This window comes from Streptomyces sp. NPDC058662, assembly GCF_042716255.1.
Classification (GTDB): Bacteria; Actinomycetota; Actinomycetes; order Streptomycetales; family Streptomycetaceae; genus Streptomyces.
The window spans coordinates 135,210-160,234 of record NZ_JBHXRU010000002.1; the positions used below are offsets into that span (position 1 = coordinate 135,210).

The 25,025-nt window shown below is 72.2% G+C and carries 19 protein-coding genes and 1 pseudogene; 10 read left to right on the forward strand and 10 right to left on the reverse strand.

Annotated elements, in window-relative coordinates; all coding sequences use genetic code 11:
- Positions 1 to 151: 151 nt before the first annotated feature.
- Positions 152 to 661 carry a MarR family winged helix-turn-helix transcriptional regulator gene (locus ACFWUQ_RS01705; RefSeq protein ID WP_384531644.1) on the forward strand — a complete coding sequence of 170 codons (510 nt, stop codon included), beginning with the start codon at positions 152 to 154 and terminating at the stop codon, positions 659 to 661.
- A gap of 354 nt (positions 662 to 1,015) precedes the next feature.
- On the opposite strand, the gene ACFWUQ_RS01710 is transcribed toward ACFWUQ_RS01705, so the two are convergent.
- The 3 genes from ACFWUQ_RS01710 to ACFWUQ_RS01720 form a co-directional block, all read right to left on the reverse strand.
- A complete protein-coding gene (locus tag ACFWUQ_RS01710) occupies positions 1,016 to 1,690 on the reverse strand; it encodes a GntR family transcriptional regulator (RefSeq protein ID WP_384531517.1) in 675 nt (224 codons plus the stop codon).
- A gap of 133 nt (positions 1,691 to 1,823) precedes the next feature.
- A complete protein-coding gene (locus tag ACFWUQ_RS01715; protein ID WP_384531518.1) occupies positions 1,824 to 3,161 on the reverse strand; it encodes a sensor histidine kinase in 1,338 nt (445 codons plus the stop codon).
- Between the two features lie 239 nt (positions 3,162 to 3,400).
- Positions 3,401 to 3,871 (reverse strand): MarR family winged helix-turn-helix transcriptional regulator, encoded by a 471-nt coding sequence (locus ACFWUQ_RS01720; RefSeq protein ID WP_384531519.1) that lies wholly within the window; start codon positions 3,869 to 3,871, stop codon positions 3,401 to 3,403.
- Between the two features lie 81 nt (positions 3,872 to 3,952).
- Between ACFWUQ_RS01720 and ACFWUQ_RS01725 the strand changes: the two genes are divergently transcribed.
- On the forward strand, positions 3,953 to 5,017 hold the full coding sequence (locus ACFWUQ_RS01725) for an ABC transporter permease (RefSeq protein ID WP_384531521.1): 1,065 nt from the start codon (positions 3,953 to 3,955) through the stop codon (positions 5,015 to 5,017).
- Positions 5,018 to 5,074: 57 nt separating this feature from the next.
- Here ACFWUQ_RS01725 and ACFWUQ_RS01730 read toward each other — a convergent pair whose 3' ends face one another.
- Positions 5,075 to 5,578, reverse strand: coding sequence for a MarR family winged helix-turn-helix transcriptional regulator (locus tag ACFWUQ_RS01730; protein ID WP_384531522.1), 504 nt, complete (start codon positions 5,576 to 5,578; stop codon positions 5,075 to 5,077).
- Between the two features lie 188 nt (positions 5,579 to 5,766).
- Here ACFWUQ_RS01730 and ACFWUQ_RS01735 point away from each other — a divergent pair, with 188 nt between their 5' ends.
- From ACFWUQ_RS01735 to ACFWUQ_RS01755, 5 genes are all read left to right on the forward strand, one after another.
- Positions 5,767 to 6,630: an LLM class flavin-dependent oxidoreductase gene (locus ACFWUQ_RS01735; protein WP_384531524.1), complete on the forward strand. Its 864-nt coding sequence runs from the start codon at positions 5,767 to 5,769 to the stop codon at positions 6,628 to 6,630.
- A gap of 229 nt (positions 6,631 to 6,859) precedes the next feature.
- Positions 6,860 to 7,444, forward strand: a complete 585-nt coding sequence (locus tag ACFWUQ_RS01740; protein ID WP_384531526.1) for an isochorismatase family protein — start codon at positions 6,860 to 6,862, stop codon at positions 7,442 to 7,444.
- A gap of 162 nt (positions 7,445 to 7,606) precedes the next feature.
- Entirely contained in the window at positions 7,607 to 8,518 is a 912-nt protein-coding gene (locus ACFWUQ_RS01745) for an NADP-dependent oxidoreductase (RefSeq protein WP_384531527.1), read from the forward strand.
- A 286-nt stretch (positions 8,519 to 8,804) separates the two neighbouring features.
- A complete protein-coding gene (locus tag ACFWUQ_RS01750) occupies positions 8,805 to 9,671 on the forward strand; it encodes an alpha/beta fold hydrolase (protein ID WP_384531529.1) in 867 nt (288 codons plus the stop codon).
- Between the two features lie 151 nt (positions 9,672 to 9,822).
- Positions 9,823 to 10,890 carry an alkene reductase gene (locus tag ACFWUQ_RS01755; RefSeq protein WP_384531531.1) on the forward strand — a complete coding sequence of 356 codons (1,068 nt, stop codon included), beginning with the start codon at positions 9,823 to 9,825 and terminating at the stop codon, positions 10,888 to 10,890.
- 346 nt (positions 10,891 to 11,236) lie between these two features.
- Here ACFWUQ_RS01755 and ACFWUQ_RS01760 read toward each other — a convergent pair whose 3' ends face one another.
- Positions 11,237 to 11,443 (reverse strand): hypothetical protein, encoded by a 207-nt coding sequence (locus ACFWUQ_RS01760; protein WP_384531532.1) that lies wholly within the window; start codon positions 11,441 to 11,443, stop codon positions 11,237 to 11,239.
- 167 nt (positions 11,444 to 11,610) lie between these two features.
- Positions 11,611 to 12,848: pseudogene (locus ACFWUQ_RS01765) on the reverse strand (erythromycin esterase family protein).
- A 69-nt stretch (positions 12,849 to 12,917) separates the two neighbouring features.
- On the opposite strand from ACFWUQ_RS01765, the gene ACFWUQ_RS01770 reads away from it, so the two are divergent.
- From ACFWUQ_RS01770 to ACFWUQ_RS01780, 3 genes are all read left to right on the forward strand, one after another.
- Entirely contained in the window at positions 12,918 to 13,649 is a 732-nt protein-coding gene (locus ACFWUQ_RS01770) for a TioE family transcriptional regulator (RefSeq protein ID WP_384531534.1), read from the forward strand.
- Positions 13,650 to 13,715: 66 nt separating this feature from the next.
- Positions 13,716 to 14,903 (forward strand): LacI family DNA-binding transcriptional regulator, encoded by a 1,188-nt coding sequence (locus ACFWUQ_RS01775; RefSeq protein WP_384531536.1) that lies wholly within the window; start codon positions 13,716 to 13,718, stop codon positions 14,901 to 14,903.
- A gap of 159 nt (positions 14,904 to 15,062) precedes the next feature.
- Positions 15,063 to 15,980: an NADP-dependent oxidoreductase gene (locus ACFWUQ_RS01780; RefSeq protein ID WP_384531645.1), complete on the forward strand. Its 918-nt coding sequence runs from the start codon at positions 15,063 to 15,065 to the stop codon at positions 15,978 to 15,980.
- Between the two features lie 135 nt (positions 15,981 to 16,115).
- Here ACFWUQ_RS01780 and ACFWUQ_RS01785 read toward each other — a convergent pair whose 3' ends face one another.
- The 4 genes from ACFWUQ_RS01785 to ACFWUQ_RS01800 all read right to left on the reverse strand — a co-directional run bounded on the left by ACFWUQ_RS01785 (position 16,116) and on the right by ACFWUQ_RS01800 (position 24,837).
- Positions 16,116 to 17,192, reverse strand: a complete 1,077-nt coding sequence (locus tag ACFWUQ_RS01785; RefSeq protein WP_384531537.1) for a DUF1996 domain-containing protein — start codon at positions 17,190 to 17,192, stop codon at positions 16,116 to 16,118.
- A gap of 198 nt (positions 17,193 to 17,390) precedes the next feature.
- Positions 17,391 to 19,547 carry a discoidin domain-containing protein gene (locus ACFWUQ_RS01790; RefSeq protein ID WP_384531538.1) on the reverse strand — a complete coding sequence of 719 codons (2,157 nt, stop codon included), beginning with the start codon at positions 19,545 to 19,547 and terminating at the stop codon, positions 17,391 to 17,393.
- A gap of 380 nt (positions 19,548 to 19,927) precedes the next feature.
- Complete coding sequence (locus ACFWUQ_RS01795; protein WP_384531539.1) at positions 19,928 to 22,942, reverse strand: poly(A) polymerase; 3,015 nt, start codon at positions 22,940 to 22,942, stop codon at positions 19,928 to 19,930.
- Positions 22,942 to 24,837 carry an RNA ligase family protein gene (locus ACFWUQ_RS01800; RefSeq protein WP_384531647.1) on the reverse strand — a complete coding sequence of 632 codons (1,896 nt, stop codon included), beginning with the start codon at positions 24,835 to 24,837 and terminating at the stop codon, positions 22,942 to 22,944. Before ACFWUQ_RS01800 ends, ACFWUQ_RS01795 begins: the two co-directional genes overlap by 1 nt.
- Between the last annotated feature and the right edge of the window lie 188 nt (positions 24,838 to 25,025).

Sequence of the window (25,025 nt, forward strand, 5' to 3'; positions counted from 1 at the left end):
GGATTTCGTCCCGAACAGCGCTCGGTCCTGGCCGGTCTGGAGCGATAGACTCAGGATATAGATGTTCGAGCAGTTAAATGAAGGAGCGCAGCATCACATGATCGGCCCAGACTCCGAGGCTCCCCGGCCTGACACTGCCGAGGCGGCCGGCATGCCGCTGCCGCCCTCGGTCCAGGCCGGGCCGATGGCCCACGCGATCATCCGGGTTGCCCGCCTGCACCGCATGCTCGCCGGGCAGCTGCTGCGCCGGGTCGGCCTTCACCCTGGTCAGGAACTGGTGATGATGCAGTTGTGGGACCTGGGGCCGCAGCGTCAGATCGACTTGGTACGGCTGCTCGGTTCCGACGCGGCCACCATGACCCGCACCGTCAAGCGGCTCGAACACGCGGGCTTCGTTCGCCGCCGCCCCAGCCCCACCGACAAGCGGGCGACCATCATCGAGCCGACCGAGGCCAGCCTCGCCCTGCGCCACCGGGTCGACGAGGTCTGGGCGGAGCTGGAGGAATGTACCGCCGGGCAGCTTCCCAAGGAGCGGCAGGCCGAGGCTGTCCAGATTCTGGAGCAGATCGAGGCGAGTCTGGCCGTCGCCGCGACCCGGCATGCGCAACAGGAGACCGGCGGCCAGGCGGTCTCACCCACTGGGCAGGCCGGTCAGGTGTAGCCGGCGCTCGGGGTGCAAAGTGGCGGCCGATGCCTCGACCCGTGTTCCGACAGTCCGGGCCTGTGCCGCGTCGCGGCGTTGTCGTACCGGGGCTGGCCGCAAGCGGCCGGGTCTACGGTCCCGCTGAGCCCCGGCGGCGGCCCGGCGGCGAGACCTGGCGGCCGTCGGCCTCGGAGATTCCCCGGCCGGGAGTGCGGCTTGCTGCGGCGTAGGGGAGTGGTGACGTCCTGAACGCGGTGCTCGTTCCTCCTCGACTGGTGGGGGAGACAGCGCCGGGCCGCCACGTCGTTGACCGCTTTGCCGGGAGCCTCTGCATGGGTCGTGAACGTCTGACGTTTGATGGTGCCCGGTGTCTCAGGTCCCGGGGTGGGCGAGGCGGCGGTCGATGCGCTGCCAGTGGTGGTCGAGGTGGTGGAGGGCCTGTGCGCGGTCGCCGGTGGCGCAGGCGGTCAGGAGCGGGTTCCAGTCGGCGTCGCTGACACCTGATGTGGGCGGGTGGAGGCGGTGGGCTCGTTGCCATACGGGTTTGAGGTGGTTGACGGCGTCATGGAGGGGCGGGTTGGCGCAGGTGTGGAGGATGGTGTCCCACAGGGCCAGTTCGCAGGCGAGGGCTTCGGGGCCATCGCCTGCGGAAGCGGCGCGGGTGTGTGCTGCGGCGCAGTTGCGCACGGCTTGGACGCGGTCGTCGGTGAGGGGCCAGGGGGCGGTGAGGAGGGCGGTGCGGTAGAGGCCGTGCAGGACGGTCGCGGTGTGCCGGGCTTCGGCGGTGCTGGTGTGGGTGACGTGTGCGCTGTCCGGGCCCGTGTATTCGACCAGGCGCTGTGAGGCCAGCGTCAGCAGGACTTCCCGCGCCCGAACGTGGGGAACGTCCAGCCGCCGGGCGGTGTCCTCTTCGTCGAGAGGCGTGCCGGGCGGCAGCGTACCGCCGGTGATCTCTGCGAGCAGGGTCTCGTGGATGCGTTCGCGCAGTGCGTGGGGGTCGTCGGCGCCGTAGCGGGTGTGGAGCGGGGTGTGGGCGTCTTGGGGCATGGCGTCCTCGTTCGTGTTGGGCCGGTTGTTCTGGCCACAGCAGCTGTGCACCGGGCGGCTGCCTTGGGGGCAGGGCGCGCCGCAGCGGCGACGTCCCGGTCCACCGCGGCCGCCGTCGCAGCGCGGGCCGGTGTCATGTGGTGCTTTTCTCCGTGCACGTGTCGTCATCGCGGTGGGCGGTGAGGAGCCCGCTGAGCGGGATGCGCGCGCGCACGCGGTAGCCGCCGGTGTCATCGGGGCCGGCGGTGAGGTGGCCGCCGAGCATGGTGGTGCGCTCGCGCATGCCGAGAAGTCCGTGTCCGGAGCCGGGGGAGGGCGGAGCGGGTGTGGTGGGGGCGGTGTTGGCAATGTCGAGTTCGATCGCGTCGCCGCTGTGGGCGAGGCGCAGGTGGACGTGGGCGCCGGGGGCGTGGCGCAGGCAGTTGCTGAACGCTTCTTGCACGATGCGGTAGAGCGCCGGCTGCGCGCCCGGGTCGAGGGGCTGGACAGGACGGTCCGCTATCTCGGTGGTCACGGTCAGGCCGGTTCCGCGCACGTTGGCCACCAGAGCATCGAGGTCGTCCAGGGTGGGCTGCGGGCCGTGGAGGCTCTCGGTGTCGTCGGAGCGCAGTACTCCGAGCATGCGGCGCAGTTCGGTCAGAGCGTCCAGCGCGTTCTGCCGGATGCCTGCCAGGTTCTCGGCCAGCTCGGGCGGGTTGGCGGTGAGGTGGGGGGCGACCTGTGCCTGGATGGAGATCACCGACATGTGATGGGCGACGACGTCGTGCAGTTCTCGGGCGATGCGTCCGCGTTCCTCCAGCAGGGTGCGCTGTGCTCGTTCTGCGGTGGTCAGCGCGGCCTGCTCGGCCAGCTGCGCCCGGGCCGCGCGCCGACCGCGCATGGTGCCACCGAATACGACGGAGAGCGAGAACAGCATCAACGTCAGGAAGCTGTTGCCCTCGTACCGGCCGGCTCCCGCAGCGAGTTCGATCAGGAAGGGGATGAGGATGGAGGCGGCGAGGGCCGCGCATGCGGTGGGGGTGCGGACGCGCAGAGAGAGCAGAAGCAGTACTGCGGCGTGCGCGACAAGGCCTGGGATGGTCCACGGCCAGGGTGTGTTCTCAAGGAGATGAGGAGCACTGACCGCGGCCGCGACGCCGGCCCCCGTCAGGGACAGCCACCAGGCGGGCGCGGGGTGGGCGAGAGCGAGCAGGAGCGCGCCGCCTTGGAGCAGCGCGAGGAGGATGCCGTAGCTCAGGCCGAGCTGGTTGCGGTGGCCGAGCTGATCGCTGGTGGCGATCACCACGACGACGGCGGCCGCGGCGACGCATACGTGGGGCAGCCGGCCCAGTCGACGGGGCCGACGCAGGGGCGGCAGCGGGTCGCGCCTGAGCGTCAGCAGATCCTGCAACAAGGTGCGCGCCACCATGTGGAGGGCGTTCACTTCCCCGGGCCGGTCGGCGGGGAGCTCGTCGTTCACGTTCACCTGCATCGAGTGAGGCCGGCTGTCACCGGGTACGGCGGTGGCAGGCCGGGAGTGGTGTTCATGGTCTGAGGTGTCGGGAGGGTGCCTCCACCGACGTTAGGGATGAGCGGCCGTCGTCGGCGTCACCCTGCAGAGCTGCTGTGCTGCGTAGCTCTGAAGTATGACGAGGACGGGCCCCCCGCGTGCGCGCCGGGGCGGCCCTCCAGTCACCTACGCGAGTGGTGCGAGCAGGTACGCGGCTGGTCTCACGGGTTGGGCGTTGCTGTGGGGCCGGCGGTGGGGGGCAGGGCGCCGGGGTTGAGATGGGTGACCAGACGGTGGAGGAGGTGGTGCACCGAGGTCTGCTCCTGGGGTTCCAGAACCGCCAGTGCCTCTTCATTGACCCGGCGGACCACGTCTCTGGCCTGCTCGAGGAGCCCAGAGCCGTCGGGGGTGATGTGCAGGCACAGGATGCGGCGGTTGGTGGGGTGGGGTGAGCGTGTGATCAGGCCGCGTTCGGCGAGGCTGCCCACGGCGGGCCCCATGGACTGGGCCGTGATGCCGGCATGGCGGGCGGCGTCGGCACTTGAGATCCCCGGCTGGCGATCGGCCTGCTGGAGAGCGTTGTACTGCGCCAGGTTGAGCTCGAGGGTGCGCAGTTCCCTCTCCAAGCGGGTGGCCATGGCCTGGGCGAAGTGCCAGGCCAGATAGCCGGTGTGGATGGGCTGCTCGCTCACATGAACCCCACTTGTAAGGCAACTTATGTTTTACTGCTTCGGTTATCAGGCACCTTACAACTTGTGGACGGTTCCTCCTTCATGCCAGCCCCCACCTCCCTCCATCTCGCCGACGCCCTGCCGGCCGCCCACGGCGACATACCCGACCCCGCCCCCGAACCGCATCCTCGCTCCGGCCTGAAGGGCGTCCTGCTGCCCGTCGCCGTGGTCCTGGTCATCGGGACGATCTTCGTGAGCGTCTACCTCGCCGCATTCCACGCCCCGCGCCCGCATGACCTCCCCGTCGCGGCCGTCGGCACCGCCGCCGAGGCGCACCGCCTGGAAGCCGACCTGGAGCGCGCCCTCCCCGGCGGCTTCGAGGTCCGGCCTTACGGCGACGAAGCCGCAGCCCGCGAGGCGGTCGAGCACCGCGAGGTCTACGCCGCCTACCTCCCCGACCACGGCCAGAGCAGCGGCACGCTGCTCCACGCCGGCGCAAACGGCCCCTCCGTGACCGCCACCCTGACCGCAGCCTTCGCCCAGGCCGCCACCCCTGGTGGCCCACCCCCGGCCGGCGAGGACATCCTTCCGGTGTCCGCCGGCGACACCCGCGGCCTGTCGGTCTTCTACGCAGCCTTCGGCCTGGTCCTGGCCGGCTACCTCTTCGGCATGATGACCTACCAGGCCGCGCCGGCTCTGCGCTTTCGCCAGCGGATCGCCAGCCTGACCCTCTTCGGGGCCCTGGGCGGCATCATCGTCGCCCTCCTCGCGGGCGACACCGGTTTCGGCGCCCTACCCGGTTCCTTCGCCGGCACCGCAGTGGTGACCGCACTGATGGCCATGGCGGCGGGCGGCGCCACCATGGCCATCGTGAAATGGACCGGATCCGCGGGCGCCGCCATCGCCTCGGTGGTCCTGCTGATCTTCGGCAACGCCACCAGCGGCGGAGTGATGCCAGCCTTCTACCTGCCCGACTGGCTCCACCCGCTCTCCGGCGTACTGCCCGTCGGCGCCGGAGTGCGCGCCCTGCAAGGCATGTCCTACTTCCACAACGACGGACTCTGGTCCGCCCTGGCCATCCTGACCGCCTGGATCCTCGCCTGCGTGGCCCTGCTCTACCTGCGCGATATCCGCAGCGCACGTACGAAGCGCCCGCGCGCCGCCTGACGAAACTGATGGCGTGCCCCGGCGGGCCCGAGATCCTGCTGGGCACCGCAGGCCGGCTCAGGTGTCCGAGGCAGGGCCGGGCGTGCGGCACTGCGGTGTTCCAAGGTTGGCCTCGAACCGTTCCAGGATCCGCATCGCCAAGGACTGCTCCTCGTCGCTCATGCCGGCGACGGTGAGGACCTCCAGCTCACGCCAGGCCTGCTCGACCTGGCCGCGCAGCGCCTGGCCGGCCCGGGTGGCCGAGACGAGGATGATGCGCCGGTCCAGCTCCGCACGCCGACGGGTGACGAATCCGGCCTGCTCCATGCGCTGCAACATCTTGGTGACCGTCGAGGCATCCAGTCCCAAAGCCTTGATCAGGTCGGACTGGCGCTGCTCACCGTGCTCCCACAGCTGCATCATGAGGATCTCCTGGCCAGGGAAGAGACCGGTGGTGCGCAGCAGGTGCCCCGCCGCCACGCGGTGCAGGCGGGCGGCCCGGAACAACGCCTCGCTGACCGGGGCCCCGGGGGCCCGCGGCACCATCTCCTGCGGCACGGAGTCAGACGGCACTACGCCCATGGAAAGCCTCCTCGGTGAACACGTCGGCCGACGGCCGGTATCTGTCATTCTCCCACCCACCCGACGCTTTGGTCGGCCAATATGTTCTCGCTGGGGTTGCTGCGCCGACTGGGGATTTGCGGCCGTGGCGCATCCGGACGCGGCCAAGGATGGCGCTCCATACTGAATGTCCGGAAAGGGTGATCTCTATGGGTATGGCGGTGTTGTTCGGAGCGAACATCGAGCCCGCGTGGGCTGAGGCGGGCGGCCCTCTGCGGCTGGCCGCCCAAGCCGAACAGGACGGGCTGGATCTGATCACGATCCAGGACCACCCCTACCAGGCCGCCTTTCACGACATGTGGACCCTCATGTCCTTCCTGGCTGCCCGCACCGACCGGGTCGCCTTCGTGCCCACCGTCGCGAACCTCCCCCTGCGCCCGCCCGCGATGCTGGCCAAGGCGGCCGCCAGCTTCGATGTCCTCTCCGGGGGCCGTCTGCGCCTGGGCTTGGGCGCGGGTGCCTTCTGGGAGGCGATCGAGGCGATGGGCGGCCCGCGGCGCGCCAAGGGCGAAGCCGTTGACGCACTCGCTGAGGCCATCGAGGTCATCCGCGCGCTGTGGAGCGGGCAGCGCTCGGCCCGGGCGGGCGGCGCCCATTACCGGGTGGCAGGGATCCACCCGGGTCCCACGCCCTCTGTCGATCTCGGTCTCTGGCTCGGGGCCTACGGGCCCCGCATGCTGGCCCTGACCGGAGCGAAAGCCGACGGCTGGCTTCCCTCCCTGTCCTACCTGGGCCCCGACCGCCTGGCTGAGGCCGCCGCCCGCATCGACGACGCCGCACTCCAGGCCGGCCGCGACCCCTCCGCGATCCGCAAGGTCTACAACCTGAACGGTCTGATCACGCCCACCTCGACCGGACCGTTCCACGGCCCGGCCGAGCAGTGGGTGGAGCAGATCCACGAGCTGGTCGAAGGCTTCGGCATGAACGGCTTCGTCTACTGGCCCGAGCAGGACCACGAACGCCAGCTCGCCCTCTTCGCCCGGGAAGTCGCCCCCGCCCTCCGACAGCTCTGACCTCCTTGAAGACCACCAGAGCACCCCTCCACAGGCACCTCAGGGCTCCCGGTGCGGGTCCGGACAGGACGAAAAAACTTTCCTGGGTGCTTGGGAATGGCGACGAGGCGTCGTAGGTTGGAAGAGAAGATTGGCCGACCAAAGAACCGTACCTTTTGGTTAGGTCTGGCTGATCCCCCAACGTCGTCCCGATGGCGAGACGCGCCACCCTCACCTGGAGAGAGTCACCATGTCCGAGCAGACCTTCAACGCCGAGAACACCGCGATGCTGCTGATCGACCACCAGGTCGGCACCATGGGATGGGTCCGGTCCATCGGCTTCGACGAGCTCAAGGCCAACGCCCTGGCCCTCGCCAAGGCCGCCAAGGCCCTCGACATCCCCCTCGTCCTGACCTCCTCGATGGAGAGCTACGCCCAGGGCCCGCTGCTGTCCGAGCTGGAGGAGATCGCCCCCCAGGAGCACGCGGCCCGTGTCCAGCGCCAGGGCGTCGTCAACGCGCTGGACGACGAGAACTTCGCTGCCGCGGTCAAGGCCACCGGCAAGCGCAACCTGATCATCGCCGGTGTCACCAACGACGTCTGCACCGTCTTCCCCACCCTCACCGCCCTCAGCGAGGGCTACCAGGTCCAGGTCGTCGCCGACGCCGGCGGCTCGCCCACCGCCCTGGCCGACCAGGTCGCCCTGCGCCGTATGGAGACCGGCGGCGCCACCATCACCTCCACCAACCAGCTCCTGGCCGAACTCGCCCAGTCCTGGACCGGCGCCAACGGGCAGAAGATCCTCCCCATCGTCGCCGGCCTGATGCCGCAGTAACCCCATCCTCCAGCTCCAAAGGCCACTCCTGCCCCGGACCGGCCGGTCCGGGGCAGGCCCCCCGCGGAGGGCAACGCACCTCGGCCGACGCCCCGGGCCACGCGGCCCACCCCGCAGGACTCCGGCGAAGACTGCGCCCGCCGCTCATCCAGGGAAGTACCTATGGCTATCGCTATCACCTACACCCGCTTCGGCGGCCCCGACGTTCTCACCGTCTCAGAGATCGACGTTCCCCAGCCCGCCCCGCATGAGGTCCGCGTGCGGGTGAGGGCGGCCTCGGTGAACCCGGTCGACAACAAGATCCGCCGTGGTGAGCTGGTCAACATTTTCCCGGCCCACTTTCCGATCATCCCGGGCCTGGACGCTGCCGGTGTAGTTGACGCCGTCGGAGAGGCCGTCAACGGTGTTCGGGTCGGCGACGACGTCTTCGGTGTGACACCGTCAGGCTCCTACGGCGAGTACGCCCTGATGCCCGCACCAGTAGTAAAGCCGCAGGGCCTGTCGTGGGAACTGGCTGCTGCCCTGCCCACAGTCGGCGAGACCGCCTACCGGGCACTACGGCACCTGGATCTCAAAGCCGGTCAGACGCTGCTGATCCATGGAGCGGGAGGTAGCGTCGGCGCCATCGCCGTACAGCTCGCGGTTGCCCGCGGCATCACCGTCATCGGTACTGCCGCACCGGCTGACCTTGAGCGCGTCTCGGGCCTGGGTGCCATCGCCGTTCCCTACGGCGACGGCTGGGCTCAACGGGTGCGCGCGGCCGCACCGCAGGGCGTAGACAAAGTGTTCGACACCTCTGGTGCGGGCGTGCTTGCCGACTCGATCGCGCTGGTCGGCGGCCCGGAGCGTGTGATCACGATAGCCGACATGAACGCCGCCCAGCATGGTGTGCGTTTCACCGGCATGGACCCCTCCGACCGCGTCCCGGAGGCGTTGCCCGAACTGGCTGAACTGACTGCCTCCGGAAAACTGACCGTGCCGATCTGGCGCACCTACCCCTTGGCCGAGGCCGCTCTGGCTCAGGCCGACTTGGAAGCCCACCGCAACCGGGGCAAGGCTGTCCTGTTGCCTTGATGCCCACCTCACGTCGCTGGAACGAGCGACGTGGTCTTGGGCCGTAGCCGACACACCGGCCGGCTACGGCCCCCTACCGGACGTCGCACTCCCAAGGCGCAGTACCGCAGCCATTCCGCCCCCCGGCTACCGGCTGGTGGTTCGTCACCGAGCTGAGGGCGGACAGCCGTTTGCACACCGTGGGCCTGGCCGGCTCGCCCGACCGGCTTGTGCTGCGGTTCGCCGCCAGGCCGGCACACATCCCCTCCTGGACCACCTTGCTGTCCGGGAACAACGAAGGACAGACATGACCACCACCTCCCTCGCCGAACAAGCTCTCGAGGGCTTCGCGCATCACTATGCCGATGTCAACGGAACCCGCCTGCACTACGTGAGCGGCGGCCGCGGGGAGCCGCTGGTGCTCCTGCCGGGCTGGCCCCAGACGTGGTGGCAGTTCCACAAGGTCATGCCCGCTCTCGCCGAGCGGTATGAGGTCATCGCTGTCGACTACCGCGGCATGGGCGCCTCGGCCAAGCCCGAGGGTGGTTACGACAAGAAGACGATGGCCCGCGACATCTACGAGCTCGTCCGCCACCTCGGGCACGAGAAGGTCAACATCGCGGGTGAGGACATCGGCGCGATGGTCGCTTACGCCTTCGCCGCCAACCACCCCGAAGCCACCAACAAGCTCGCCTTCTGGGAGGTCGGCCATCCCGGCGAGGTCTTCAACGACTTGCGGATGATGCCCCAGCCCGGACAACCGCACCTGTGGTGGTTCGCCTTCAACCAGGTCGACGACCTGCCCGAAAAGCTCCTCGCAGGCCGCTACCGGCTCCTGCTCGACCACATCATCAGCCTCGAAACCCTCGACCCCCACGCCATCGACGAAGCCAGCCGCGCCATCTATGCCGCCGCCTACGAGCAGCCCGGCGCGGTCCGCGCGTCCAACGCCTGGTACCAGACCTTCAGCCAGGACATCGAAGACGCCCGCACCTACGACCAGCTGACCATGCCCGTCCTGGCCATGGGCGGCATGAACTTCGCCTTCGTCCCCGCCCTCCTCGACGGCAAGGCGAGCGACGTGCGCTACGTGGAGTTCAAGGGCGCCGGCCACTTTCTCTCCCAGGAGCGTCCCGAAGACCTCACCCGCGAACTGCAGCAGTTCTTCGGCTGACACGCCTTCGGCCGCTGAACGGCCCCTCAAACCTGCGGGGCCGCTCGACGGTCCAAACCGTAACGAGACCCGGGCGCTGCCTCAGCGGCCCTTGTCGCACCAGCACATACCGAACGCCTCACAACCTGCCGACCACGATCTTGGAGTTTTCGTGACGACCGCTTTCGACCCCATCGACCTCGCCGGCACACCCCTGGCCAACCGCATCGCCATGGCTCCCATGACCCGCAGCCGCGCCTACGGCCCCGGCGCTTCTCCCACGCCGGACACCGCCCTCTACTACGCGCAGCGCGCGAGCGCCGGCCTGATCATCACCGAAGGCATCCAGCCCTCCGTCGTCGGCCAGGGCTACCCGAACACCCCCGGGCTGCACACCACGCAACAGATCACCGCCTGGCGTCCGGTGACCGACGCTGTGCACCGCGAGGGAGGGGTCATCTTCGCTCAGCTGCTACACACCGGCCGCATCGGCCACCCCAGCCTCCTGCCCGACGGCATGGTCCCTGTCGCTCCCTCACCGGTCGCCGGCACGGGGCGGGTCTTCACCACCACGGGCCCGCAGGACATGGTGGTCCCCAAGGAGCTCAGCGAGCGGGAGATCGAACAGACGATCATTGAATTCGCCACTGCCGCACGCAACGCCATTGCCGCCGGCTTCGACGGAGTCGAACTGCACGGCGCCAACGGCTACCTCATCCACCAGTTCCTGTCCACCAATGTCAACCAGCGCACCGACGCCTGGGGTGGCAGCATTCACAACCGCGTCCGCTTCGCCATCGAGGTCGCCACCGCCGTCGCCGACGCCATCGGCGCCGAACGCACCGGGCTGCGCATCTCCCCGGGCAACCCGAACAACGACATCACCGAAAACGACGCAGCCGCGACCTACAGCACCCTTCTCGAACGCCTCGCACCGCTGGACCTGGCCTATCTGCACGTCTTTGAAGGCCCAGACCGCGACCTGACGCTGCAACTTCGCAAGGCGTGGCCGAGCACCTTCATCCTCAACCCCTTCACGGCACCCGCAGCCACCGGCCCCGACGCCCTCACTCTCATCGAGGACGGTACGGCCGACATGCTCGCCTACGGCGCGATGTTCCTCGCCAACCCCGACCTGCCCTGCCGCCTGGCGCAGGGAGGACCCTTCAACACCCCGGACCACACCACCTTCTACGGCGGCGACCAGCGCGGCTACACCGACTATCCCGCCCTCACCTGAGGCCTGCCCGGACCGTCACCCGCGCCGCCGGGCCCAATGAGCCCCGGGATGGGCGTCCTTCGTCCGCATCGCCTACGCCATCGCCGACGCGATCAGCAGCCGTGCTCTTCCGCGGGAACAGTCTGAGTAACTGGCTTGCACTCCGGCTTCGGCTTGGAGTGCGAATCGCTTCCGGCGTTCCTGGCAAGTGGACAGTTGTTGCAGCGTACTCAGTTCACGAAGACCCGTGCTGAACGGAGCCAGGCTCCCCAACTGTCGGAAGCCCGGTGAGTCAAGCCGGCGGATGGGGCGGGACCCCTGTTCACCCCCGTACGTCAGGAAGAACGGGCTGAGCGGGGGCTCAGCGTTAGGGGTGAGCGAGCCATCCCGGTGCAGGCAGGCGGATCTCGTCCGGGGGAAAGTGCGGCACCCCTCCCACCACGGGGATGCCGATCCCTTCCCCGTCGCTGGTCGGCCGCACATCGAGGACGGCCGCATCACCTGCGTCCGGGTCACCGTCGACCTGCTCAAGCTGCTGCAGGCCGGCGATGACCCGCGCCGCGGATCCACCCATCACACAGCCGCCCCTTGAGCAACCTGGCTTGGAAGCCGCCCGTGCGCACGTGGCGACGCTTCCGCCTGTTTGCGGCTGCTGTGGGCGAACAGCCGGGGACAGCGGCGGCGCCTGGTGCTGTGCGGGGCCGCCACACCACGTGTGCGCGGTGCCCCGGTGCGCCCGGCTCAGGGCTTGGGGAGGTCCTTGAGGAAGACGATCCCGTCGACCCCGGCCAGGTGTGCCGGGTCCAGGGGGGCGTAGCCGTAGTACGGGGACATGCGCGGGGCGGGCGGGGTCTCGCCGAGGGCCGTCGCCAGTCGGGGGGCGTCGAGGAGGCAGGGGGCCTCCGGGAGCGCGTACAGGAGTCCTTCGAGCGTGTCCGCCGGGGGTGTGTCCACGCCCCGGTGCCGGATCGTTCCGAGGGCGGTGGCGAGGAATCCGAACCGCTCGCCCAACCGGGCGCTCACGAGCGCCCCGGCGCTCCACCACCGCACCGGCAGGCCGCCTATCCGCATCGTGCTCGCGTCCCGCTGCAGGTGGGCGTTGTGGGCGTGCACGAGGGCCGGGCCCCGTTCGGCGACGGCGAGGAGGTTGTCGGCCATCATCTGGTCCCGCAGGCCGGCCAGCCGCGCCATGCGGCCCGGCGAGGTGTCAGCCATCCAGAAGTGGTAGCGCAGCAGTCCCAGGGCGGTCCGCGCGTACAGGCACGCCCGGTCCCAGTCCTGCCGCGAGGTCGCCGCGATCAGGTGCGGCGCCTGGGCGTGCAGCAGCGCCCCGAGGTCCTCGGCGAGCAGGCGCAGTTCGAGGGCCTCGGCGCACTGCCCCGCGGAGCGGGACGGGTCCCTCATCGCGGCGGGCTCGGTCCACCTGTCGTCGGCGCCGAGCAGGCGGTCGAGTGTGTCCGCCCCGCAGGGAAGCTGCTCCGCGTCCACGCGGGGGGCGAGGTAGTCGTGCAGGGCGGTGAGGGCCTGCCGGGGGCTCGCGGCCGCGGTGATCTCCAGCGGGCCGTCGATCCCGGCGAAGCGGATCCGCTCGGACGCGGGTCGGCGGTCGTTGTACGCGCGCAGCCAGCGCACGAGTTCGCGGTTGGCCGCGGACGCGCCGAAGCCGTGGCTGATCCGCGCTCCATGACCTCGTCGAGCGTTGCCGCCGCGGCCGCCCCCAAGGTCTCCGTCGCCGCGTCCGGGCCCGCGGTGACGTAGTCGTCCACGATCAGGCCCGCCATGCAGTCGCTCTCGATCGCGACGGTCCGGTAGCCCTCCTGCTCGACGAGCTGCCGGAAGAGCTCGTTGCGCAGGTCGAGCAGGGACTCCTCGCCGTGGGTGGGCTCGCCCAGGGCGAGCAGCCGGGGCCGAGCCGGGAACAGTTCCATGGCGGCGGAGGCGGCGACGGAACGGGTGAGCTTCTCGATGTCGGATGCCATGCCGTCAACGCTATCGTTGAACTTTCCGTTGAGACTTGAGCGCACGAGAGGCACAGAATCGGCGGAATAATGGGGGAGAAGCCTCAAAAAGGGGAACGGCTCCGGCCGATCGACCTGGCGCGCGCGCACGGCCTGTCCACCCAGGCCGTCAGGAAATACGAGGAGGCCGGCATCCTCCCCGCCGCCCGGCGGACACCGCACGGCTACCGCACCTACACCCCGCTGCACGCGGCGGCCCTGGGCGCGTTCGTGGCCCTGCTGCCCGGCCACGGCCATCCGGTGGCGGCCTCGATCATGCGGGCCGTGAACCGGGGCGCCGTCGACGAGGCGTTCCGCTTGATCGACGAGAGTCACGCGCAGCTCCTGGAGGACCGGCGGACCCTGCAAGCCGTACGGAGTGCCCTGCGCGACCTGGAGCCGGACGCGGCCCCCGGGCCGGATACGGCGTCCCCGCCCGGCGTCACCTTCATCGGCCCGCTGGCGCGGAAGCTCGGGATCCGGCCCGCCACGCTGCGCGCGTGGGAGCGCGCCGGACTGGTGCGCCCGCGCCGCGACGCGCGGACCGGCTACCGCGTCTACGACGCCGCCGACGCGCGGGACGCGCAACTCGCCCGCCAACTCCGGCGCGGGGGCTACCCGCTGGACCAGATCGCCCCGCTGCTCACGCACGTACGGGCGGCGGGCGGCCTGGAGCCCCTGGAGGCCGCCCTCCACGACTGGAACGCCCGCCTGTCCGCCCGCGGCCGCGCGATGCTGACGGGAGCCGCCGAACTGGAACCGTACCTCCGCGCCCGGCCGTAGCCGCCCCCGGGCGCACCCCCACCGAGGTCCTCCTCGGTGTCCGGGGGGTGCCGCTACAGTGCGGCCATGGACACGGGGCGGGGTACGGGGACGGACGGGCGGGCCGGTGCGGTCGCGCGCGGGCGCGGCCGGGCGGGCGAAGCCGGCGGTGTGCCGACACTGGAGGACGTGGCCCGCGCCGCCGGGGTCTCCAGGGCCACCGTGTCCCGCGTGGTCAACGGTGTCCGCAACGTGGACCCGGCCATCCAGCAGGCGGTCCAGCGGGCCGTCGCGGCGACCGGGTACGTGCCGAACCGGGCGGCCCGTTCGCTGGTGACCCGGCGGTCCGGCGCCGTCGCCCTGGTGGTGTGCGGTACGGGCTCCGCCGCTACGGGCGGCCGGGACGAGTTCGCGGCGCGCGTGTTCCAGGACCCCTTCTTCGGGCGGGTGGTCGGCGGAGTCGTCCGGGGGCTGCGGCCTCGCGGCGTCCATCCAGTACTGATGTTCGCCGATACGGGCGAGGACCGCGCCGAGGTGCTCTCGTACCTCACCCGGGGCGGCGCGGACGGAGCCCTGCTGGTCACCACCCGTGCGCGGGACCCGCTGCCCGGGATGCTGGCGGCGGCGGGGGTACCGGCGGTGCTGTTCGCGCGGCCCCCGGCGGATGTGCCGCTGGACCACGTGGATCTGCGGCACCGGGAGGGCGGGGCGCTGGCGGCCCGGCACCTGCTGGCGCGGGGGTGCGCGCGCCTCGCGGTGATAGGCGGCCCGGCGGACATCCCGGCGAGCCGGGAGCGCGTGGCCGGGTTCTGCGACGCGGTGGCGGCCGCGGGAGGGCGGGTACGGGCCGGTACGGGGGACTTCACCCTCGACGGCGGCGAACACGCGATGCGGCTGCTCCTGGCCGAACAGCCCGACCTGGACGGGGTGTTCGCCGCGAACGACCTGATGGCACAGGGCGCCTGCCTGGTGCTGCGCGAGCACGGCCGCCGGATTCCCGACGACGTGGCGGTGATCGGATTCGACGACTCCAGCGCGGCCGCGGCGAGCCGGCCGCGACTGACGACCGTCCGGCAGCCGGTGGAGGACATGGCCGCGGAGATGGTCCGCCTGCTCCTGGACCGCGTCACGGGCATCACAGGCGTCACGGGCATCACAGGCGTCACGGGCGCCGCGGCAGGCGCCGACCCCGGCCCGGCGAAGGGCGCCCCGACAGGTACGGAGCCCGCCGCCGTGCTGTTCGCACCGGAGCTGGTGGTCCGCGACTCGGCCTGACCCCCGGGAGCCGCGCCCCGCGCGGCGCCCGCTGACGCCCCGCCGCACCGCGCCCGCCCCGCTTCTCGGGGCGGGCGCGGCGTGCGTGGTGGGATGGGAGCCGGGGGCGGCGCAGCAACTCACGGAGAGGTCGGCTACATGCAGCAGGACGACAACACCATGCGGGCGATGGCGTACGAGACGTACGGCGGGGCGGAGGTGCTCGCCGAGACGAGGCTCCCCCTGCCGAAGGTCGGTCCCGGCGAGGTCCTTGTCCGGGTGAAGTACGCATCCGTCAACCCCGTCGACTGGAAGATCATGGCGGGCGGCCTCGACGCCCTCATGGACGTGGTGTACCCCGTGGTGCCGTGCTGGGACGTGTCCGGCACCGTCGAGCGGACGGGTATCGACACGCCCGAGTTCGCCGAGGGGGACGAGGTCATGGCCTACGTCCGCAAGGACTACGTGCACGGCGGTACCTGCGCCGAGTTCGTCTGCGTCCCCGTACGGGCGCTCGCCCGCAAGCCGGCCTCGCTGGGCTGGGCCGAGGCCGCCGGCCTCCCGCTCGCCGGGCTCACCGCCTACCAGGTGCTGACCCGCCTCGGCACCGGAAAGGACGACACCGTCCTCATCCACGGCGCGGCGGGCGGCGTCGGCTCCTTCGGCGTGCAGATCGCCCGCGCCCTCGGCGCCCGGGTCATCGGCACCGCCTCCCCCCGCAACCACGACCGCGTACGGGCCCTGGGCGCGGAGCCCGTCGCCTACGGGGACGGCCTGGCTGAGCGGGTGCGCGCCCTGGCCCCCGACGGAGTCACCGTGGTGGCGGACTTCGTCGGCGAGGTTCTCGCCGTCACCCGTGAAGTCCTCCACGACGACGGCCGCCACGCCTCCATCGCCGACCCCACCGTAACCGGTTCGGGAGGGGAGTGGATGTGGGTGCGACCCGTGGGCAGCGACCTTGAGGCGCTCGGCCGCCTCGCCGACGCCGGGCAGCTCACCGTGTCCGTGGCCCGGACGTTCCCGCTGTCCGAGCTGGGGGCGGCCTTCGAGCTGAGCCGGCAGGGCCACACGGCCGGGAAGATCGTCATCGAGATCTGAGGCCGGCCGGTACGGGGCACGCGCGGGGTCCGCTCGGCGGCGGTCGGGCACGGACCCGGAAGGGGACAGCCGTCAGCGGTCAGACGGCAGCAGTCCGCCAGTAGCCACCAGCCGGTTACGGGAGCCCGCCGCCGGTTACGGAAGCCGGAAGTCCGGGCCCAGTGCCGCGCCCGCCCCGGGGTGGGTCTCGTCGTAGCCGCGCGCGTTGCACTGCAGTCCGCCACGCACGCAGTGGTCGACCAGCGCCTTCAGGGTCCGGTCGTCCCAGGCGTTGAAGAAGTCGTAGTGGAAGGAGTGCCCGCTCCCGCTCGACAGCCGGACCCGCGACATGTCGCCGCTCACGGGGAAGGCCATCTTGAACTCGACCATCGGGACCGCTACCGGGTGGCTGGCCGGGCAGACGTTGTCGTTGTTGCCAGGCTTCACCACCGGGTACGCCATGTGCGCCTTGTGGTCGGGCGTGTCCAGGTACTTTCCGTCCCAGCAACTGGGCGACTGCATGCGGATGTTGAGCTGGGTCCCGGCAGGGCAGTGGGCCGGGAACTCGGTGTTCTTGAAGCTGTCCCCGCACTCCCAGCCCTCGACCCAGCCCCGGTGGCCGCGGAACTCGGCGGCGCTCTGCGTCGGGCTGCCGACGACGAACCGCAGGCCCTTGGGGAAGGGGCGCACGCTCGTGTAGTCGGTCACGCCCGTCTTGTAGTAGATCACCTGGGGGCCGGTCGGCAGGACCGGCCGGTCGCCGTTGAAGAGCGTCGGCATCCAGTACCCGGAGAGGTCGCCCGGGGCCGTGCAGGCCGTGCCGCCCGCGCTGAGGGAGGCGGTCGTGCTGAACGCGTCGGTCGTGGTGTTGCCCAGGAAGGTGTGGTCGTGCGAGGCGCCCGGTCGGCCCGCGAACACGATCGGGTCGTCCGCGGCGGTACGGGTGACCGCGCAGTTGGCCTGGAACTCGTGGAAGTAGCGGTCGGGCGGGTTCGCCCAGGACGGGGTGACCCCGGTGACCTGCGGCACGGCGGGGATGTAGCCGTCCCCGTCGGGGTCGTCGCCGGTGGCCGACGGGGCCGCCGCCGCGTGGTTGGCGTGTGCGGCCGGAGCGGTTCCGGCGTCGGGGGCCGCCTGGGCGGTCAGGGCGAGGCCGCCGAGGCCGGCGGTCGCGGTCAGGGCGAAAGCCGCCGAGACCAGCAGGGCGGACAGGGTCCGCGGTCGGAGATTCACTTCTGCTCCTCCGGTGGTGTGGGCGCCTCCCGGTTGGGAGAGCGCTCTCTCGAACGGCCCGCAAAACGCGGGGCGGCCGCCGGGCCGCCCCGCGTCCTGCGGGGGTCAGGTGGGGGTCAAGGGTGGTCAGGGGTTGGGTCAGGCGGGGTCAGGGGTAGGTCAGGCGAGGTCATGGGAACAGGGGTGGGTCAGGCGGGGTCAGGGGAACGAGACGATGGTGGACGGGACGGTCGAGGTGCCCGAGGTGGGAGCGCCGATACCGTTGATGACGTGCTCGTACTGGCCGTTGCCGCCGAGCGAGACGACCAGGAGGTCGTGGAACTTCACTCCCGGCTTCACCGGGGCCTGGAACCCGTGCTCCTGGCGGATCGTCGGGTCCACGTTGTAGTAGCAGTAGCTGCCCAGGCCCCAGCCCTCGTGGGTGTTCACCGAGTCGGCCACCTTGTAGCCCGCGTAGCCCTTCGTGGAACCGTTCTGGATCGCCGCCTGGTTGGGGGCGTCGTACGCCTTCTCGTTCTGGAAGAAGATCGTGCGCCCGCGCTCGCCGTTCCATTCCACGTCGTACTTGTTGAAGTGCTCGACGAAGAGGCCGGTGGCCAGGACGTCGTCCCCGTTCACCCGGAAGCCGTAGTCGGAGCGGTTGGTCTCCCAGCCCACCCCGTCGCCGTGGTCGGCCCGCCAGATCCAGGTGTGGTCGACGATCGTGTCGTCGCTGTTGACCACCATGCCGAGCGTGGCCTTGCCCGGACCCGCGCCGCCGACGCGGATGAACACGTCCTGGACGGTGGTCGGGTTCGCCGAGTGGTCCGCGGCGGCACCGGCCGGGCCGACCTCCAGCAGCGTCGGGGAGTTGACCGGACCCGCGTCGATCAGGAAGCCGGCCAGCTTCACACCGTCCACGTCGGCGACCTTCATCGCGGTCACCCCGTTGTCCGGGATGATCGTGGCGAGGCCGAGACCCAGGACGACCGTGTCCGGGCGGTTGACCTGGATCGTCCGGTCCACGTGGTAGACGCCCGGGGTGAAGAGCAGGTGCAGGCCCTGGGTCAGCGCCGCGTTGATCGTCGCAGCGCTCGCGCCGGGCTTGACCACGTAGAACTGGCTCAGCGGGATCGAGCTGCCCTGCGGTGCGCCGTTGCCCCAGGAGGTGCCGCGGGCGTTGGTGCGCTTGGCCGGTACGAAGACCTTGTACTCGGTGCCGTCCAGGTGGAGGAAGGGCTTCTCCCGCGAGACGGGCGTGGTGTCGAGGGTGGTGTAGGGCGGGTTCGGGTAGGACTGCGCCGGGGCGCCTTGGGTGCCGGAGAAGACCTGGTTCCAGACGGCGTTGGACCAGCCGCCGATCGAGCTGTCGCGCGTGTACCACTGCTGCTGCGAGTAGTTGCCGACCTGGCCGTCGATCTTCGAATCCGCGATGTAGCCGCCGGAGGCCCACCCGTAGCCGTTCGGGGCCAGGTTCAGGCCGCCCTTGACGTGCATCCGGCGGAAGGGCGCCGCCTGCGAGACCGCCCAGCGGTTGGTGCCGTTCACCGGGTTGAGCGCCAGGTTCTCGGCCGAACGCCAGAAGTTCTGGGTGGCGTTGCCGCCGAACCAGCCGGCGTCCACGGTCACATCACCGTTGATGGTGGTGTCGTCGGGGTTCAGCCCGAGGCCGGAGATCGAGGTGTAGAAGCCGATCTGGGCGTTGAGGCCGTTGTACGTGCCGGGCTTGAAGAGGAACTGGTAGCGGCCGGAACCGAACTGGGCGGCCTCCTGCTGCGTGAACACCTCGTCCAGCTTGGCCTGGATGTTCGGCGTCGAGGGGTCGAAGACGATCACGTTCGGGCCGAGGTCGCCGCCGCCCGGGATCACCGGACCGGTGCCGGAGGTGCCGTACACCTGGAACTCCCAGAGCGAGTAGCCGTACCCGGTGGCCCGCGCGGTCCCGTACACGCGGACGTGGCGGGCGGTGCCGGTGATGTCGTGGGTCTGGACCCCGCCCGGGCTCGCGGTGGTGGACCAGGCGGTGCTCCAGTTGGTCCCGTCCAGGGACAGCTCGATGCGGTAGGCCTTCGCGTACGCGGCCTCCCAGCGCAGGACCACCTGGCTCAGCTGGGCCGGGGCCCCGAGGTCGACCTGTATCCATTGCGGGTCGGCGAACTGGCTGGACCAGCGGGTGCCGTTGTCGCCGTCGACGGCCGCGCCGGCGGGTGTTCCGGCGCCCTCCAGGCTGGACGCGGTGACGGGCTTGCCCTGGGAGAGGAGCACGGGAGCCGCGTGGGCGGCGGCGCCGGGGAGCAGCACGAGCAGGGCCGCGATCAGGGCGGAGGCGAGCGCCGCGGCGGTGAGCCGCGGCGGGCGATCGGAGAGGAGGGGCATGTGGGGGCTCCTGAGGTCATGGATCCGGGGGGACCGAAGCGTGAGTGAACTGCCCCCCGGGCACACCGTCAAGGGTTTGAGCGTTCATGAACTGAAGGCCGAACGGGATGTCAACTCCGCGCCAGGCCTGTGAACTCGGCGTTTCTTCAATCCTTGTGAAAAGTATTGACGAAAAAAGGTGGCATGGCTGTACTGATGCTCATGGCCGCTCTGTCCCGCCGTGCCCGCTGGGCGGGACGGAGCTCGGACCGCGTTCGGGAAGTGTGCCCCGCCGCACCCCAGAGGTGATGATGCGTTCGTTACTCGTTACTCGTTACTCGTCGCTGGTCCGTGTGCGGCGCCGCACCCGGCGACGCCGCGCCGCATGCCCGGCCACGCGCTCAACGGAGGTCGGGGACGTCGCCGCACGCCACCCGGGCTACCTCCACGCCGGTGAGCCCGGACGACCAGGAGGCGGAGAGGGCCGACAACCGAGCCGCGTCGGGCGGGGCGGCGCCCAGCCCGATCGCGTAACGGGCGATCCCCGGACCGGACTCGAACGGACGGGGCCAGGCATGGACGTCCCCGTGGCCGGCCTCCTCCAGGGCGCGGAGCAACGCCCGCAGCCGCCCCCGGGTCCGGCCCAGGGACTGCTCGAACTCCCGCGGCCCGGCGGCCCGTACGGTCACGACCGCCCACGCCGCGTGCCGCCGGTGCAGCGGCGGCGGGACCGTCACCTCCGCGAGGGACACCCCGTCGCCCTCCAGCAGCTCCCAGGCCCGGTACAACTCCCGGACCAGCAGGTCCCGCATGCCGGGCCCGACCTGGGCGGTGCAACTGCGCACCGGTTCCGAGGGAGTGAGCACGGTCACCGGACCGGCGGCGCCGACGGCGTCGTGCGCTGCTCGGGCCGCCGCGTCCCGCGTGCCGGCGGTCTGCGCCGGCACTGCCCGGCCCGCCGCTCGTAGCGAGACCGGCTCCCGCCAGTCCCAGGCGGCCCACATGCCGAAGAACTCGCGCAGCAGAACGCCGGGCGCCCGCGGCCCCGCCTCGCCAACCGTACGGGCGGCGAGCACCGTCCAGGCCAGTCCCGGCAGCCCGCCGAACGGCGCCGAGTCCAGCCCGCGCGCCCGGGCCCAGGCCTTGACCTCCCGGGCCAGACGGGCGAACGCCGCGTGCTCCGCGCCCGCGAAGCCCCGAATCGCTTCCGCGTCGCTCACGGCGCTCAGCGCCACGGCCGCCGCCTCGCCCAGGGCGGCCCGGCGCCCGACGGCCGCCGCGGGGTCCAGCGCACCGGTGGCGACCACCGCGAGGTCCACGTCCAGCGTGGCGACCCGCAGCCGCAGTCCCGGCACCCGCGCCCCGGTGACCTCCCGCAGCCGCTCGGCGTCCGGCAGCGCCGCCGAGATCCGCTCCCGTACGTCGGCGACGCGCACCTCGCCCGGCAGCGCCGCCACCAGGTCGAGGTCGGCGTCCGGCAGGGCGCAGCCCATCCGCCGGGACCCGGCGACGTGCACCACCCCGTCCGCGAGTGCCCCGGCGATCCGCGCGACGACCCGCGCCGACGCCTCGACCCCGGCGTCCCGGCCAGAGTCACCGTCACCGCGATCCCCGGCGTCCCGGCCTCCGGCCTCGCGTCCCGGAGGTGACGGGGGTGTCGGGGGTGTCGGGGGCGAGACGGCCGCCGGGCTCGGCGGCTCCGCCGCCCACCGCACCCGCCCCGTGCCCAGCTCCACCGTCGCCCGGACCCGCATCGGCCCGTCCCCGCGCCGCGAGAGCACGGCCAGCTCCCCGACCCACGCCGACACACCCGCGCCGAGGCGGTCGGCGAAGGCGGCGGACGCCCGCACCGGGGCGCGGTCGCGTCCCAGCGTCAGGTGCGGGGTGTAGCCGTCCGGACCGTCCGCACGGCCCCGGCACCCGGGAAACCGCTCGACGAGCGCGCGCCGCAGCTCCTGCCACGGGGCGTCGCCGCCCGCCGCCGGGTCCAGCCACAGCGTGGCGTCCTCGCGGTGCCCGAAGCTGTGCACGCCCTCCAGTCGCGTCTGGAACGGCCGTACCCCTGCGGCGACTTCGGCGAGCAGCTCGGCCGCCCGCGTGAACGAGGACTCCGGTACGAAGCCGAAGAGCAGATTCACGTGCGCGGGCCACCGCTCGGCCCGCGGGTCGTGCTCGCGCCGGAGCTCCTCCATCCCTGAGGGGAGCCGGGGCGGGAGCCAGGCCACCGCCGTCCGCGTCGTCGCCGCACCGTCCAGCACGGCGGGACCGCCGTCCGACGGGCCGTCGAACTCCACCGACGCCTCCACGCCGAAGTGGTCGGAGGCGAACAGCCCCTGCGGACCGGGGGAGTCGCCCCGCAGCGCCGCCCCCGTCACGCGCGCCGGCGGGTTGCGGGACGACCCCGACTCCAGCAGGACGCGGTCGAGCCGGGCCGCCCGCCCGGACAGCGAACCGACCGCCGCCAGCGGGTTGGCCGCCGGGTCGAAGGTCGGCGTGTCGTCCGCCGCGCCGTGCACCTCGGTCCAGGCGTCCCGGAACCCGAGCGCGTTCGCCGGCCCCTCGGTCCCGGAACGGCCGTCGTTGAAGTCCCCGAGCAGCGCCACCTCGGCTCCGATGCCGCCCAGGCCCTCCGCGAGCAGCGCCAGTTCGGCCGATCGCCGCGCCGCGCCGTCCTGCGAGTGGTCGCTGGTCAGGTGGGTGTCCGCGACGACCAGTGGACCCGCCGCCGTGTCCACCGTCACGGCGGCCACCGCCTTGTGCGCCCTGAGCTCGCGCAGCCCCGCCTCCCGTACGGGCAGCCGGCTCAGCACCAGCAGCCCGTACGCGGCGACGTCGCGGCCGCCCGGATCCGTACCGACCGTGTACGCGTCCCGGACCCACGGCTCCGCCAGCAGCATGCGGAGCAGCTCCGGCTCCACCTCCTGGAGCGCGATGACGTCGGCGTCGGCAGCGGCCAGTTCGGCCAGCAGCAGCGGCCTGCGCCGCGCGGTGTCGATGCGCGGCGCGTCGTACCGGTCCCACAGGGTGTTCCACGTCAGCAGCCGCACCGTCGCCGGGCCCGTCCCCGCGGCGCGCGGCACGGCGTCGGCCGGCCTCCAGGCGCCGGCTCCCGCCGGGTCCCACGCGTACGGGGTGCGCGCGGTGAAGAACGGCGCGCGCAGCAGGCGCGGGTCGCGCACCCGCCCCGCGCCGGTGAGGTCGATCCGGTCCACACCGGTCGCGCGGTCCCACACCAGCTCGCCGTCCGCCTCCACGAACAGCACCCGGTGCCACGGGATGTCGCCGCCCGGCACGAAGGACGGCAGCGGCACCCGCTTGGGGTCCGCTCCCCGCTGCAGCAGTCCGAGGACGAACCGGGCCGGATCGAACCGGGGGTCCCAGCGGACCTGGTGGTAGAGCTCCTCGCTGGTACGCATCAGTGCTCCCCGCCCGCTGCCGTACGCGTCCCGGCCGGCGAGCCGGGCGAACGCGCCGGGCGGCCCGGCGGGCCGCCGCCGAGGCCGCCCGCCACGTCCTCGACCGTGCCGGTCGCTCCGATGTACCAGGTCCGGTGCGCCCCGCCCGGATACGGCGGGCCGAAGCGGTGCAGCTGCCCGGCCAGCACCCCCGCCGGCACCGGGTGCACCCGCGCCGCGTTGCGCCGCAGCAGCTCCGCCTCCTCGACCAGCACCACGGCGTGCGTCACCAGCGCGTCCCGCCGGCGCGCCACCGAACCGGCCATGGCGCGCTGCCGGTCGTTCAGGGACGTGGCGTCCCAGACCACGGTGGAGCCCCGCGCCAGGGCGTCGTCGAGCCGGTCCAGAGCCTCGCGCAGCACCTGGGGGTTGGCGCTCTGGTCCGCCCGGGACCCCCGCGCGGTCCGCAGGTCGTCGAGACCGATGTACGTGTCCACGCCGGTCAGGCCGCGCGCGAAGGTGCTCTTGCCGCTGCCCGAGGGCCCGCACAGCTGGATCAGCCGCGGGAACGCCCCGTCCCGCCACCGCCACGTGGCCGCCACAGCCTCCTCCGCCGTGCTGATCCGGCCCGCGCCGAACGCGCGCCGCGCCTCGGCCCAGCAGCGGTCCGCCGCGTCGGCGCCCAGTCCCGCGAGGTCCGTCCGCAGCCCGTCCCGCAGGAACCCCAACGGATCCGGGCCGAGGAGCCCCGCGTCCTCGGCGCACAGCGCGGACCACTCCACGCACTCCCGCGCCTCCGCGTCCCCCGCCGCCGCGCCGGCGAGCGCGTGCAGGATGCCGAGGTCGGCGGCCTCCGCCAGCCGGACCAGCCCCGCCCGCCGCTCCGCCTCGGGGAACGGCCGCTGGAGGTACGGGTACAGGCCCACCAGGTCGGCCACCCGGCGGGCGAGACCCATTCCGAGCGGGCCCGCCGCGAGCCTGGCCGCGATCCGGGCCCGGGGCGCGCGGTGCAGCAAGGCGGCCAGTACTCCGGCCAGTCGGGCGTCCCCGGTGCGCTCCCGATCCGGCCCGTCGAGCAGCGCGGCGACCTCGTCGGCCACGGCCGGATCGGCCACGGCGGGGCCGGTGTCCGAGGCGCTCGCCCCATCGGCTGGACGCGGTGCACCCGCTCCAACCGGTTCACCCACCGCCCCCACCGGACCCGCTGCCGCACCGGCCCCGACCCCGGCCGCCGCCAGCAGGTCCGCCGCGTCGGCCCCGGCGCCCGAGCGCACGGCCCACAGGGGGGCGGCCGCACCGAGCCCGTTGGGCACCACCCGCGCGAACATCCAGTGCGTGTCCGTCCGCACATGGCCCCCGCGCACCCACTTCGCCACGCACCGGCCGAAGTCCTCACGAGCGAAGCCGTCCACCGTCCGCACGACGTACCCCTCCTGGCGGGAGGTGTCCAACCGCAGCCCGCGCAGCGCCCGTTCGTCGAACACGCCGCGCCACAGCACGCGCGGCGCGGGCACGCCCAGGTCCCGCAGGAAGACGACTGTCCGGTCCCAGTCCAGGCAGCGCTCGCCGTCCCAGACCGAGAACCCGTAGAACCAGCTGTCCAGGTCGTCGTACGCGAGCGAGTGCCGGGCGTAGAGGTTCTCCCCGCACACCCGCCAACCCGCCGGTATCCGGGCGCCGACGCGGCCCTGGAGGCTCTTGACCCAGGCCCGGGACGGATGGTGCGCGGAGTCGAGCGAGCGCGCGTGCAGCCCGTCCGCGTACAGGGTGGTGTTCTCGCCGTCGAGTTTCTCGGTCACCACGACCTCGCGCCCGGCCAGCCCCGACAGCCCCGCCGGCCCGGTCGCCCGTACGTCGTCCGGGGTGGCTCCGGGGGACCAGGGCAGGTGCGGTGTGCGGGGGTAGTGGGTGCGCATGGTCCGCTCCTGCTCGACGGTGTGGTGCCCCGTCACTGTAGGTACGCGCTGGGTGCGCATCCACCCGTTTTCCAGCGGGGAACCATACGAAAACGCGCATCCCGGGCAGTCCGGGGGCGGCGCCCGGAACACTCGGTAGCCGCACGGCGCGTCCCGCCGGGTGCCTTCCTCAGGCGTCGGCCGGTACG